Here is a 13695-nt window from a genome sequence, read left to right on the forward strand (position 1 = left end):
GATGCTTGTGGGTGCCAATTCGGGACTTTTGACCAATAGGTTTTTCTTAACCCTGTCAGTATCATCTGACATCATTTACTTATTAAGAGGCGGTTATGTTCGTCTTAAAATCTTCCTTTGACGAAAAACAACAAGAGATAGCCCGCCTTGAGGCGGAAAAAGCAGCATTACAAGATAAAGTTTACAATCTTGAAACTGCATTGGATGAGGAACGCAGCCGATATAGTGTGTTGAAAAAACAGACTGACGCAGACGCCAGCGATATGCTTACATCTGCGCTGATGGAATCAATGCATCAGGTCGTCGGCATTCGCGAAACAGTAGCGAATTCTTATGACGTTATCAGTAATGAAACCCATAAGTTGAATGACATTGATAGTCTGGTCACCTCTAGCTCCGCCTCACTGAAAAGCATCAGTCAGGCGATGGAAGCACTCAATAATCGGATGGGGCAGATGAGTGAGCGGATTGCAGGTCTTTCGGATACTGCCGATAGTATCAACAAGTTTGTCAGTACCATTACCAGTATTTCCGACCAGACCAACCTGCTGGCGCTTAATGCGGCAATAGAAGCAGCGCGTGCCGGCGATGCAGGGCGCGGGTTCAGTGTGGTCGCTGATGAAGTTCGGGCGTTAGCGAATGAAACAAACAAGTCGGCCAGCGAGGTGGCAGAGCTGGTCAAGGGAATTATTCAGTCAACGAAAGCGGCAGTTGGTGCGGTGTCAGAGCTTCAGGATAATAATAGCCACCTGACTTCGGGGGTGGATGATCTTAGTCAGGACTACGATAAGATGGTCACCTTTTGCGGCAGCATGAAGCAAACTATTACTGTGGCGGCTCACCAGACATTTATTCAGACGGTCAAACTTGACCACGTTGCCTGGAAAAGTGAGGTTTATGCGGTAATCAAAGGCGACAGTCAAAAACACGCTGATGACTTTGCGGATCACCGCACATGCCGCCTGGGACAATGGTATCAACAGCAAGCGGGTAAACCCATTGCACAGAGTGAGATTTTTACGCGGCTGGATATCCCCCATGCAAAAGTGCACCGTGCTGGCACAGAAGCGTTAGTGGCTATGCAAAATAATGACAAAGAAAAAGCATATCGTCTTATTGATGAAATGGAGCAGGCCAGTCAGGAGACGATGACGCTACTTGACCGTCTCGCCGGCGAAGTAATGCGCTGATAATAACGGTTAGGGCAGACGCAGGTCTTTCCCAATCTACCCTCATTCGATATTTCAATAGATATACATTCTGCCAGGCGCCCAGCCTGGCTATGACAACATTTCTTTCCCCTGACTTTAAAAACTCTCATTTTTTTCTATACTTACGCCACCTTTGTAGTGGTGATTCTGTATATGCATTCACTTTTATGTATTGAATTGAATACTTATTAGAATACGTAGGTGGCCGATATAATGGCCTGACACGACGAGTAATTTTTCAACACATTACCGCGCTAGTAGTTCTACGATTCACCACTTCGTAGGAGTGGTAACCCGGCTCTCTCACATTTGAGCACATTTTGGTAAAACAACGATCAGTTTGGCTTTGACGTAAAGCTGGTCAGCGCTTTGCCGGTAACAACTTTCAAGGAAGGACGGAGACTATAATATATGCGAAATAACCAGCCTGTCACAAATCGGGAATATAGTTTTCCAACCGACTATCGTCTTATTTCCTCAACAGATAATCGCGGCGTTATCACACATTGCAATCAGCAGTTCATCGAGGTGAGTGGTTACGCGAAAGATGAGCTGGTGGGGAAAAATCATAATGTAGTTCGCCATCCCGACATGCCACAGGCGGTATTTAAAAAAATGTGGCAAACCCTCGAGTCCGGAAATATCTGGATGGGCCTGGTTAAAAATCGCCGTAAAGACGGCGATCATTACTGGGTTTCTGCGTTTGTAACACCGGTTTATGAAAATGGTGCAATTGTCGGCTATGAATCGGTACGTGTGCCAGCCTTGCCCGCCGAAATAAATCGAGCAGAGGAGGTTTATCAGCGCCTTAGACAGGACAAGAATGCTGCCAGTGCAGGGCGAGCAGGTAAGGGCTTATTGGTCGATAGCTTGCCGTATTTAGTGCCAGGAATTATTACTACAGGAATAGTCGGTGGCATCAGTGGATCCCTGCCGGCGGCAGCCAGTGCCGCTGGCTTTATAATTGCTGGTTTGTGGGCTCGGTGGAGCGAACGCAAGGATTGGGAAGCGCTTATCGGACTTAGTCCGGGAAGCTTCAGCGATCAAACAGTCGCACAGACTTATTTTTCAGATGTGGGCCATAAAGCCAGAGCTAAACTGGTATTAGGCTGTGAGTTGGCTCGATCCCGTACCGCTCTCACCAGGATTGAAGATGCCGCAAATGGTCTTAATAGCATTGCCGATAGCACACACGACCAGGCTCTTAGTGCTAGTAGTGTGGTGGCTCAACAAAACCAGGCTACTCAGCAAATAGCATCGGCAGTACACCAAATGTCGCAAGCTATCAATGAGGTGGCTCAGCGGGTCGAGACAAATGCCAGTAGTGCACGCGAGGCATCCAAAAATGTTGAAGATGGTAATAACAAAGCGGATATGGCGTTACAGTCAATCAATGAGCTGAAAGAGGCTGTACAGTCCATTGCGACAACAGTACAGGAGTTAGCTCAGTCCACCAGTGATATAGGCGAGGCCGCCAGTATTATTTCAACTATTGCTGAACAAACTAATTTGTTAGCCCTTAACGCAGCAATCGAAGCAGCCAGAGCCGGTGAACAAGGGCGAGGCTTTGCAGTTGTTGCTGATGAAGTGCGCTCTTTAGCGTCTAAGACCCGAGAGTCTACAGACAAAATTCATAATATTATTCAAATTCTGGCAGAGCGGTCCGAGCGAGCAGTGCGTGTTTCCGATGCCGGGTTGGATGCTGCTACCCGCGGTGCTGAAACCGTGGAAGAGACGCGCACCACGCTGGCTGAAATTAACCAGGCGGTCAGTATTATTGCTGACCAGACTATTGAAATGTCATCTGCCGTCGAAGAGCAAAGCAGCGTTGCCGAGCACATTAATCAACAAATTGTGGATATTGCTGATGGCGCTCAGGATACAGAAAAAGCGTCTAAGCAATCGCTGGAATCCAGCGAGCAATTACGCAAAACGGTGGCGCAGGTTAACTCTGTAATTACCCGTTTTTCCAGTGCCGGCAGAGTGGGCGATTAACGCTGGCTTAACCCAGCATGCAAGGCCTGGCGGTAAGCCGCCAGCGCTGGTACAAAGCTGCATAGCCAGGTGGCGGCCAATACACAGATAATGATTACGCCACTGTTAACCGTGAGCAGATTGCCGGTGATGAATAAACCAAACTTTGTGCTTAGAAAATCTTTTAGGCCGACAAACAATAGTGAGTCGAGTCCAAGGGCTATCAGGCATGCACCCAGTGCCAGCAAAAGCGCTTCAGTCTGAACCAGCCATAAAATGGCCACCGGGCCCGCCCCCATGGCTCGTAATACCGCAATCTCGTGGCGCCGTTCCCGCATGCTGGCCAGCAACATGGTTATCAGGCCAATCAATGAGGCAACTAATATTAGTACCGAAATGCCAAGCAATAATTTCTCGATGCCCCCCATAAGCTGCCACAACTGTGACAGTGCCATGCCGGGCAGAATTGCCAGTACCGGCTCCTCATTATTCTGATTTAGCTGATACTGCAATTGAAGGGCAGCCGCCCGGCTGGTTAACCCTACAAAAATGGCGGTAACCTGAGTTAGCTGAGCGGCTTCATGTTTATCTTCGTGATGGGCATGTTCGGGCTCTTCAGCAGACAGCGCTGCTTCAGGCTCAGGCTTTTGTATACGCATAGATCGCGAGGTGCCTCGCCGTGCATTCTCATGCATCATTTCCACGCCCTGTAAAGTAACGTGCACCGCTTTATCAATAGGCGTACCGGTGGGTGACAAGATGCCGCTTACCCTGAATGGATGATCATCATGCTGCTTGAAACTGACATTACCCAGGCCATGTGCGATAACGATCTCATCTCCAACCTGATAGTCTAATGCTTCAGCTACCTGGCTGCCAACCACTGCTGACCGCTTTGTTGTGAAAGGCCCGCCTTTAGCAAACTGAATACTCTGCTTATCGCCGTATTGATAATGAGAAAAGTAACGATTATCTGTGCCCACTACTCGGTAGCCCTGATGACTATCACCCAAAGAAACAGGAATAACCCAGTCTACCAGCTTATTTTGTTTAAGCTTATCCACCTGCTCCCAGCTAATGCCATTGGTCGCGTTGCCCATATGGAACACCGAATACAGCAATAAATTAAGATTGCCGGTGGGCGCACCAACAATCAAATCGACCCCTGACACTGTGCGGGTAAAACTTTGCTTTACCTGACCACGGATAAACTCAACCCCCAGTAACAGACTCACACTTATTACAATAGAAATGAGGGTTAAGAGCACAGAAGTGCGACGGTGTTTTAGACTGGCTAGTGCAATTTTACCAATCATACAGGGCTCCCAGAGGGCCGATTGAGGCAGGACATATCTGTTTGTTCATCGAAGTATTGTGCAAGACTCTTGTCGTGACTGACAAAGATAACAGCACTGTGTGCTGTTGCTTCTAACAATAACTGCATGAATTTATCTCTGGCATCAGCATCTAAGGCCGATGTGGGCTCATCAACAATGACCAGCGAAGGTTCATTGATAAGAGCCCGGGCGATAGCGACGCGTTGCTGCTGTCCCACGCTTAGCAAGTCTGCACGTTTATGTAGCACATCAGTCGGAAGCTGCAGTTTATTAAGCAGGGTCGTCGCTCTCGCTGCAACATCCACGGTTTGATTTTTCGCGAAATAAGCAGCTACAGCCAGATTTTGATAAACGGTTAAATATCCAATCAAATTGAATTGTTGAAATACTACACCGATATTTTGCGCCCTAAAGGCATCTTTACGACGAGCGGATAGCTTTGAAAAGGGTTTTCCCAGTAACTCTATGTTGCCGGATGACGCTTGCAGCGTACCCGTCAAAAGATTCAGCAGTGTACTTTTACCTGAACCCGAAGCGCCTGAGATAAAAATATGTCGGCCTTTGGGCAATTCCCAGGATTCTATATCAATAACCGGCAACGCTGATTTGTCGTAGGCAAAGGTAACGCCCGTCATGCAAACTGCCAAATCAGCGGATGTATCGTTTTTTATCTGGGCAGGTTCGGTCATTCGGTTCAGTTGTTATAAAAATATGCTGCTGTTATAACAACTCTTGTGAGATAAAAAAAGCGCCACAACGGTTTGTGCTTAGTTCTCATTTCCTGCTTTCAGGGTCACCACATCTGCACTGCCGTCTTCAAGCACATTTTTAAGCGCTGTGCCTTTTAGCAGCTTGCCTACTTTATCCTTATTTTTTGACAGCAAAATGGATAGCTCTTCCATCTTTGCCTCTTCCATTTTAATTCCCATAGCCGTCATGAATCCGGCCAGATTGTCAGCAGTATCAAGCATCTTATCGTACTGATCTGCAGCTTTTTTATCAGTGGTCACAAGCTTTTCAACCTCTTTATGTGTTACGACATACTGTACGGTAATCGCCATGATGCACTCCGATTTATAATTTGACTTTAACGAGACAACTACAAATACTGTATATACAAACAGTATAAAACGCAACCTGAGATATGCAGTATGTTAAAAGTTATTCCTGTTTTTGCACAGGCTGGAATTAGCGGCTTTGAGTCTCCGGCGGCGGAGTACCGTCAGCTCAAGCTGGATCTGGATGAGCTGCTAATTGAGCATCCCACCGCCACATTTATCGGTCAGGCCAGCGGTGATTCTATGACTGGCGTAGGCATTTTTGATGGCGATCTGCTCATCGTTGACCGTGCTGCGATAGCCTCTCCCCTGGATGTTGTAGTGGCTAACCTTAATGGCAGTTTTGTGTGTAAATTGTTCGATCGCAATACCCACACACTGCTTTCACCAGGCAGCAATCAGTACGGGCATAAGCTTCGAGAAGGCGACACTTTTGAAGAGGAAGGGATTGTGATTCGTTCTGTACGTCTGCATCGGTACACCCGGCAGTTAGCGCAATGTTTGCGTTAGTCGATGCTAATAGTTTCTATGCTGCGGCAGAAAAAGTCTTCGACCCGGCCATTCGCAATAAACCGGTGGTCGTGCTGACCAACAACGATGGATGCATATGTGCCCTGTGCGACCAGGCAAAGCAGCTGGGGGTAAAAAAGTTTGGTCCCTATTACAAGGTGCAGGATATGCTGCGCTCACATAATGCAATCATCCGCTCGTCTAACTACGAGCTGTACGACGATTTATCCAACAAGATGATGCAAATCATCGGTCGTTTTGGGCCCCGTCAGCATGTTTATAGTATTGACGAGTGCTTTTTAGACTTTGGTGAGTGGGTGCCTCAGGAAGGTTGGCATGAATACGCAGAAAAAATAAAAGAGGCGGTGTATCAGGAGCTGCGATTGCCGGTAAGCGTAGGCATTAGCTTGACCCCTACGCTAGCTAAAGTGGCTAGCTATGTTGCTAAGAAACGTAAAACCGGCCGGGGCAAAGCAATTCTTGTAAATGACAGTGTTTTAGATCGTGTTTTGGCGCAGCTGCAAGCCAATGATATCTGGGGCGTAGGGAAACGCTTATCTAAACGGCTGAATGATATGGGAATCACTTCAGCAAAATTATTAGCAGCCGCTGATCCCAGATCCATGCGAGCTCAATTCTCGGTTGAACTCGAACGCACCATCAGGGAACTTAACGGAACCCCCTGTTTTGATTGGACCAGTTTACCTACCGAGAAAAAGCAGACCTTCTCGACCCGGGCGTTTGGTATTCCTGTGACCGATTTAACTGCACTACGTCAGTCACTGGCCTGGCATGCTGAAAGGGTGGCAGCAAAACTGCGGGCACAAAATAGCATGGTAAGAGTGATAACGGTTTTTGCTCACGCCAATCCGTTCGCGGTGCAAGGGCATTATCACAAGTCAGTTCAGCATACATTCGCCTATCCGGTAAATGACACCAGTAGTCTGGTGCGCGCCACTACACAGGCTGCCCGTGAGATTTATCAGCCAGGTATTCGATTTCACAAAAGTGGTGTAGGTGCGATTGACATCTGTACGCAGGATCAGATTCAGCCAGACTTGTTTGAATCACGTCAATCTAAACCAGAATTAATGCAATGCATGGACCTGATTAACCGTCGTTATGGTAAGAATACATTAGGCGTCGCGGCCAAAGGGGTTGACGTAAAGTGGTCAATGAAGCGAAATTTTCTTTCGCCACACTACACGACGAACTGGCGCGATATTCCAAAAATTCTTTGTTAAGCGGATGGGTAGAAAAATATGATCGATTTTGCAAATGTTGACGGTGTTATCTTCGATTTAGATGGCACGCTGGTGGAATCGAGTTTGGACTTTACGCAAATCCGAAAAGAGATTGGTTGTCCCGCCGAGGTGGATATTCTTACTTTTATTGATGAAATCAGTGACGAGACGCTGCGAAACAAGGCGGCTGCATTTGTTATTGAACAGGAACTGAGTGACGCTAGGGGCGCGCGCTGGCTTAGCAATGGTAAAGCGCTGGTTGAAGCCTCCCGGGAACAGGGTGTGCCAATGGCTATCGTTACCCGCAACAGCCGGCCAGCGACCAGGATAAAGATACAAACAAATCAAATTCCAATTGCTAAAATACTAACGCGCGAAGATGCCCCGCCAAAACCTGACCCCACAGCGTTACTCAATATCGCAGCGGAGTGGGGGTTTTGCCCCAGCCGCTGCCTGTATGTAGGTGACTTTGAGTATGATCGCATTGCTGCGGAGCGCGCGGGCATGCGATTTTTATTAGTTTGAAGGCCCTTTGGGGTTGCCTATTGGAGGAAGCCTTGGAAGGATATTGCGTTCATCGTAATGGGTAACAACAAAGTGCTGTTTTGAAACCAAGCCACCTGAGACTTTTTCTATTTCGTTCTGCGTTAGCGTATTCAACTTTTGGCTAATACCTTTTTTCATATACATTCCCTATATTTAAAATATGTCGTTGAAAAGCCTCCAATGGAAGCTGGAGTCTTAGTATAGAACGCTTGAAGTTCTATGTTTCAATATCAGGACAAGGATGTAATCAATGCGGTATCTTCTTCCGGTTGTCCCAATTTTAATAGTGCTGCTATCTAAAAGTGTTGCCGCCTTCAGCACAACTCCCCTGCAAGTAACAAAAGCGTTTTCCGACTATAAGACTGGACTTATTTTGTCAGTAAAAGTCACATCTACAGGTATATGGCTTGGATCTGAAAACGGCCTATTCGGGCTTATAGGTAATGAAGTCATTCATATTTCAAAGTCCGCTCCGGGTTCAATAATCAAGAGCAACTTTATAACTGAGGTTTCGGCGCTATCAGATGGCCGCTTAGTCTTTGTGGCTTACGGCGACGGAATTTATACATTGTGGCCGGGTATTGCGGAGCCCCAGCGCTTGAAGATTGTTCCAGATACTTTGCACGCCAGGGCCTGGAGCCTAAAAGTTCGTAATAAGATTATTTTTATTAACACCGGTAGTGACATAACTGCTTTCAATCTAGAGTCAGGCAAGCAAGTAAGTGCGCTGTCGGAAATATTAGAAGGCCGAAATCGCAATATTATTTCTTTTGATGTTCATAAGGAAAAACTATGGTGGATTGAAGAACGAAAAGGCGTGTTTGCTTATAACAAATTAACAAAAAGGTTGGTGTCCTATTCTATAGAAGAATTCTTTCCCGCAGTAAGCAAATTAACAGCTCTCTATGCAGAAGAAGATAACTTATTTATTGGTTCTGACTTAGGGCTTCATCGTATTGATCTCAAAAGTAACCATATATCACATGTCACAGCAAGACCATCAGATATTGGAATTGAGCAGAATGAGCCCGTTTATGAAATCAAAAGAGCACCAAATGGCAGGTTATGGGTGGCCGCAGAAAGATTGTTTACGGTAGACGAAGACCGTGAGCTGTTGCAACTTCCTACCCACTTGTTTCCATCATTTCAAACTGCTTTTGTTGAAATCGTGTGGCGTTTTTCATTCGATGAACAGAGTAATCTCTATGGCGCTGATACTCAGCGTGGCTTGTTTGTTATTCCAGAATATGCAACCGACTTACAAATCTTAAATCACAATAAAATAATAGAAACGGGACTGGTTAACGATATAGCGTTTAAAAACGAAACCAGCTTTTGGTACACAAGCCCCAAAGCAGTAACGATTTATGACTCTAGCAGTAATAGTTCAAAACGCATAACTCTACCAACAACGAAAAAAACCTGGATTCTTTCAATGTTCCCGGAGGGCGTCGATGTTATTGATGAGGATGGAAATGTCTATAGTGTGTCTCTTCGTACTCTAGGGGTTCTTGGCAAAGAAAACATATTTGCAAAAAGCCAAATTAATGGAGTAGTTACCGATACGGCTTTAAGTGAAAACGGAAGTTTCTTAGTAGTAAATTCTAAACAGGGAAACAACCTTTATCGCTTTCAGCACGGTAAGGCATTACCTTTACCTTTTGTCAGTGAGGTAAGCCTACTTTCGAATAATAATTTAGAAGGACCTATTTATGTTGGCGTTGTTGGTCAGGGAGGATATCACGCAGAGATAAATGCTGATAAAGAAGTAGTTTTTAAAAAAGCGTTCGAAGGCCTGGACTGGAATACTGCCTGCATACATATATACCCAAACGAGCAAGTGTGGACCTGTTCTGCAGAGGGAGCATTATTGAAAATAGCAGAGAAGGATAGCCAGTATGATAATGCCATCCTGAAAGAAAGCGTGGTGAGAGGCATTGGAAGCATTTCTGGCTCGGAATTATTGGTCGCCACTAACACAGGATTGTTTTACGTTGATAGCAAAAAAGATATCACTGTCCCGCTAGACCGCACGTTTGGCATTTCAGATAACGATTTTGAATACGATGCAATCCGATCTACGAGCAGTATTTCAACTGTTTACGGCGATAGATTTATTTATATAATCAACCACAATTCACTTCGAGAAAGTATCAAAGAGTATCTTAACCATTCCTCGCCGGTTCATATTTTTTCAGCGATATCGATAAATAAAAAAGAAGAGTCAAAGAAAACTCATCTCAGTGAAACGAGCCTTTTTTCTGAAGGTACTACTAAAATGGAAGTTGAATCAGATAAAGATTCAATTGTATTCAGACTGGGTGTGGCAAATTATCTGGATTATGAAAGCCTAAAAATTCAGTATCGAATGCATGGTATAGATGGTCAATGGGTATCACTTGATAGTAATGAGAGTGAAGTTATTTTTAGCGATTTATCTCCGGGAGAACATATATTCCAAAGTAGGACTGTTCTCGAGGTCAGCAACCGACCAAACCCAATCAACTCGCTTATTATTCACGTCGCCCCGCCATGGTGGCTGACTCTCTATGCATTTATCTGCTATATACTTATTTTTATTGTTGTACTTAGCTTTGGAATTCGCGCGTTGAAAAAGCGTTTGAATGCACAGAGTGAGGCGTTGTCTGGTAAAGTCGATGAACAACGTCACGAGCTTACTCATACGCAAACGTACATAAAAACGCTCTTAAGCCGCAAGCATCAGGTTTTCCTTAAGGTCGCCAGAGAAGTACAGACGCCGCTGGCGCTTATACTAGGGCCGTTGCAGTACATTAAGGAAAACCCAAATGATACCGGCAATGGCCAGCGCATCAATGTAATGGCTCGAAATGCAAAGCGGCTGCATCTTCTTATCAACCAGATGACTGAAATAGAACAGCTGGAGCAATCTAAAAAGCGCAAAAAACAGACCTACCAGATAAGGCAACATATCCCCAGGCTGCTGGCTAATCTTGAGCCGGTAATTTCCCAAAAGAATATTTGTTTGTCGACGCGGTTGCGCGCTACCGGCGCTATTACCCTATTGTCTGGCTCATTGGAAAAAATATTCTATAGCTTGGTTACCAGCGTTTTAGAGCGATGTACTGAAGGGACTGAGATAGCACTACATACTCGGTGTGAGGCACTGCACCTGGTTATTCAGATACGCGATTCAGAGCCCGCCATGAGCGAGGAAGAGCAAGCCAGTATATTTGATAATGTGGCCAGCTACGGGGATAAAACAGAGGGGGATTGGTCGCCTAAGCTTTCGCTGGTAAGAGAAGCTACACTGGCCAATGCAGGTTGGTTCGGGCTTGATAGCGACCCGGTTAAAGGCAATTGTTTTTCTGTTTATCTGCCGCTTATAAACCTGTCTGAAGGGCTTAGCGCTTCTGCTCCGGCGGTCACGGAAGTATTACCCAAATTGCCCCGGGTAGAAACTAATCGGCCAGTTGTTCTGATTGTGGAGGACAACCCCGACATGCGTCAGTATCTTGCTGATGCACTAAAGTCAGATTATAACTGTCTTGAGTCAACTGATGGTAAGCATGCATTACAGGTTATGGCAGCTGTGCCAACCTGTCTGGTAATCAGCGACACGAACATGCCCTATTGTGATGGGTACCAGCTAATAAGTGCAATGAAGGCCGACAGTCGGTTTAATCATATTCCTTTTCTGCTTATCAGCGAAGTGCCCTCGACCAATATAATGCAAAAGTGTGTTGATCTTGGTATTGACAATGTGTTGGTCAAACCGGTTGATATTGGTGAATTACGCTATACTGTTCATAACCTGGTGGGCCGGCATGCTCGGAGTTCTCATGAGAAAAATAGCGTCAACGCCCTCTCACCTTTCGCTATTCCCGAATTCGAAAACGCCAGGGATCAGGCTTTCTACACACGGTTTATTAATCTGTTGGCAGCGCATTATCAAGAGGAAGGATTTGGCAAACTCGAGGCCGCCAGCGCTCTGGCGATGAGTGATAGGCAATTGTCGCGAAAGTTAAGGGCTATTTTTGCAATGAGTTTTAGCGAAACCCTGAAGGAATATCGTATCCATCGGGCGAAAATTATGTTGAGTCAGGGACACCAGGTTACGGAAGTCGCATACGAAGTGGGATTTAATACAACCTCGTATTTTAGCCGAAGCTTTAAAGCCAGCTGTAACGAAACGCCAAGCCAGTACCAGGATCGTATCGCGGAAGCGCCCGCTAGCTGACTTCATCAATCAGATTACCACAACGATCTGTATTGGGTTGGTAATGTCTCAGTCGTTCTGCCTCGTGTTCCACCTCGCGCTGCAAAACATGCTGTATATGTTTCAAGCGCTCAAGAAGCGTACGGGATGTCGCACTAAAAAAACCACCCGGGTTATTCATTATAACTAACTGCAGCATCAACGCTTTGTCACGTAGCTGTTGAATGGTCGCATCGACATTATGGTCATTCCCGCAGTCAGTATAAATCCCGGTAGAAGGGCAGCGTTTTTCTTCAGCCGCTGCATTTTTCCACTGCCTTTCAGGCAATGAAGTGACTGTACTATCTTTACGTAACACTTGCGGAGTATCATATTTACGACGACGGCGAGAAGATCTTAATGCATCATGATATGCCCGGGCATTCTGATGGCTATGTTCGCGCTGACCTTCCGCATCAGTATTGAGGCCAGAGCCGGATGGTATGCGTGCAGTGCGCGGGATTGCTTCCGTAGAAACGTGCGTTTCACGCTGAGCCTGGACTAAAGATGTAGCATAAGCAGGTAATTGATTAAGCGTCATTTATCGTATCAGGCTGTTTTATCAAAACAGCACCGCCCTCATGTCAGTCTGTGTTTTCGAAAACCGTTGCGATTGTGTCCTTCACCGCTTTAATATTGATGCATTGACAGTGCCAAAAAATTGACAGCTGGCAATTCCACTTAACAAACTGAAAAACAAGTACAATTTTTAGTCTTTTAAAAGTGGCCAAAGTGCACGATGGAAAACTGTTTAAAAAGCTGACACTTTTTGACAACAACTTCTGTAAAAATTATGCAATTGCTAACAAAAGGACGTCCATGAACCGCTTATTTCCACTTTTATTGCTGGCTAGTGCCAGTTGTTCTGCCGAGGCAGTGTCTTCACCACAGCCTGTATACCCGGCTACGTCAAAGATTACCATTGATGGAAAGGCGCAAGAGAAAGACTGGCAACATGCTGACTGGTACGCGCTGGACCACCACATCATAGGTGATATGCCGACAAGCGAAGATTTTTCAGGACGATACAAGCTGCTTTGGGATGAAGACTATCTGTATTTGCTGGCAGAGATCACTGACGATGTCCTCATTGATACCCATCCTGATCCAAAGGACGCATACTGGGACGATGACTGTCTGGAAATTTTTATCGATGAAGATGCCTCTGGTGGCAACCATTTATACAGTTTCAATGCGTTCGCTTACCATATTGCCCTGGATGGTAATGTAGCTGACTTTGGTAACGCGCAAAACGACAACAGCGTCATCCTGCTTAACGATCACGTAACGAGTAAATGGACACGCCAAACAGAATCGCCTTACCGTATTGTCTGGGAGGTGGCTGTTAAGCTTTACCCTGATACATTTAACACCGCCTCTCCCGGCGATCCGGTAAACCTGAAAGCTAACAAAATCATTGGATTTATGTTGGCCTATTGCGATAACGATGGCAGCGATACGCGCGAACATTTTATCGGGTCCCATGCGATAGAACCGGTAAATGGCGATAAAAACCGCGGCTATATTGACGCCTCCGTGTTCGGGAAGCTGGAGCTTAAACCGAAGACGGCATGGTAA

12 protein-coding genes are annotated in these 13695 nt (G+C 45.9%); 7 read left to right on the forward strand and 5 right to left on the reverse strand.

Annotated elements, in window-relative coordinates; translation table 11 throughout:
- Nucleotides 1–95 precede the first annotated feature (95 nt).
- Nucleotides 96–1190, forward strand: a complete 1095-nt coding sequence (locus F458_RS21150; protein ID WP_018982428.1) for a methyl-accepting chemotaxis protein — start codon at nt 96–98, stop codon at nt 1188–1190.
- Between the two features lie 432 nt (nt 1191–1622).
- Complete coding sequence (locus F458_RS0105715) at nt 1623–3206, forward strand: methyl-accepting chemotaxis protein (protein WP_018982429.1); 1584 nt, start codon at nt 1623–1625, stop codon at nt 3204–3206.
- Here F458_RS0105715 and F458_RS0105720 read toward each other — a convergent pair.
- The 3 genes from F458_RS0105720 to F458_RS0105730 all read right to left on the reverse strand — a co-directional run bounded on the left by F458_RS0105720 (nt 3203) and on the right by F458_RS0105730 (nt 5583).
- On the reverse strand, nt 3203–4501 hold the full coding sequence (locus F458_RS0105720; protein WP_018982430.1) for an ABC transporter permease: 1299 nt from the start codon (nt 4499–4501) through the stop codon (nt 3203–3205). The two genes, F458_RS0105715 and F458_RS0105720, sit on opposite strands and share 4 nt — an antisense overlap.
- Nucleotides 4498–5211: an ATP-binding cassette domain-containing protein gene (locus F458_RS0105725; protein WP_018982431.1), complete on the reverse strand. Its 714-nt coding sequence runs from the start codon at nt 5209–5211 to the stop codon at nt 4498–4500. The genes F458_RS0105720 and F458_RS0105725 overlap by 4 nt, the downstream gene beginning before the upstream one ends.
- Before the next feature lie 78 nt (nt 5212–5289).
- Entirely contained in the window at nt 5290–5583 is a 294-nt protein-coding gene (locus F458_RS0105730) for a YebG family protein (RefSeq protein WP_018982432.1), read from the reverse strand.
- A 90-nt stretch (nt 5584–5673) separates the two neighbouring features.
- Between F458_RS0105730 and F458_RS0105735 the strand changes: the two genes are divergently transcribed.
- Genes F458_RS0105735 through F458_RS0105745 form a run of 3 tightly spaced genes read left to right on the forward strand, consistent with a single transcriptional unit; the run spans nt 5674 to nt 7859 of the window.
- Nucleotides 5674–6090, forward strand: a complete 417-nt coding sequence (locus tag F458_RS0105735; protein ID WP_018982433.1) for a S24 family peptidase — start codon at nt 5674–5676, stop codon at nt 6088–6090.
- Complete coding sequence (locus F458_RS0105740) at nt 6078–7334, forward strand: Y-family DNA polymerase (RefSeq protein ID WP_018982434.1); 1257 nt, start codon at nt 6078–6080, stop codon at nt 7332–7334. The genes F458_RS0105735 and F458_RS0105740 overlap by 13 nt, the downstream gene beginning before the upstream one ends.
- A gap of 18 nt (nt 7335–7352) precedes the next feature.
- Nucleotides 7353–7859, forward strand: a complete 507-nt coding sequence (locus tag F458_RS0105745; RefSeq protein ID WP_018982435.1) for an HAD family hydrolase — start codon at nt 7353–7355, stop codon at nt 7857–7859.
- Here the strand turns inward: F458_RS0105745 and F458_RS20645 are convergent.
- Nucleotides 7851–8018 carry a hypothetical protein gene (locus F458_RS20645; protein ID WP_018982436.1) on the reverse strand — a complete coding sequence of 56 codons (168 nt, stop codon included), beginning with the start codon at nt 8016–8018 and terminating at the stop codon, nt 7851–7853. The genes F458_RS0105745 and F458_RS20645 overlap by 9 nt on opposite strands.
- A gap of 235 nt (nt 8019–8253) precedes the next feature.
- On the opposite strand from F458_RS20645, the gene F458_RS0105755 reads away from it, so the two are divergent.
- Nucleotides 8254–12099 carry a helix-turn-helix domain-containing protein gene (locus tag F458_RS0105755; RefSeq protein WP_169334829.1) on the forward strand — a complete coding sequence of 1282 codons (3846 nt, stop codon included), beginning with the start codon at nt 8254–8256 and terminating at the stop codon, nt 12097–12099.
- Here the strand turns inward: F458_RS0105755 and F458_RS0105760 are convergent.
- Nucleotides 12092–12658: a hypothetical protein gene (locus F458_RS0105760; protein WP_018982438.1), complete on the reverse strand. Its 567-nt coding sequence runs from the start codon at nt 12656–12658 to the stop codon at nt 12092–12094. The genes F458_RS0105755 and F458_RS0105760 overlap by 8 nt on opposite strands.
- 278 nt (nt 12659–12936) lie before the next feature.
- On the opposite strand from F458_RS0105760, the gene F458_RS0105765 reads away from it, so the two are divergent.
- Nucleotides 12937–13695: a sugar-binding protein gene (locus F458_RS0105765; RefSeq protein WP_026294531.1), complete on the forward strand. Its 759-nt coding sequence runs from the start codon at nt 12937–12939 to the stop codon at nt 13693–13695.

The sequence above is a fragment of the Salinimonas chungwhensis DSM 16280 genome, from assembly GCF_000378185.1.
Classification (GTDB): domain Bacteria; phylum Pseudomonadota; class Gammaproteobacteria; order Enterobacterales; family Alteromonadaceae; genus Alteromonas; species Alteromonas chungwhensis.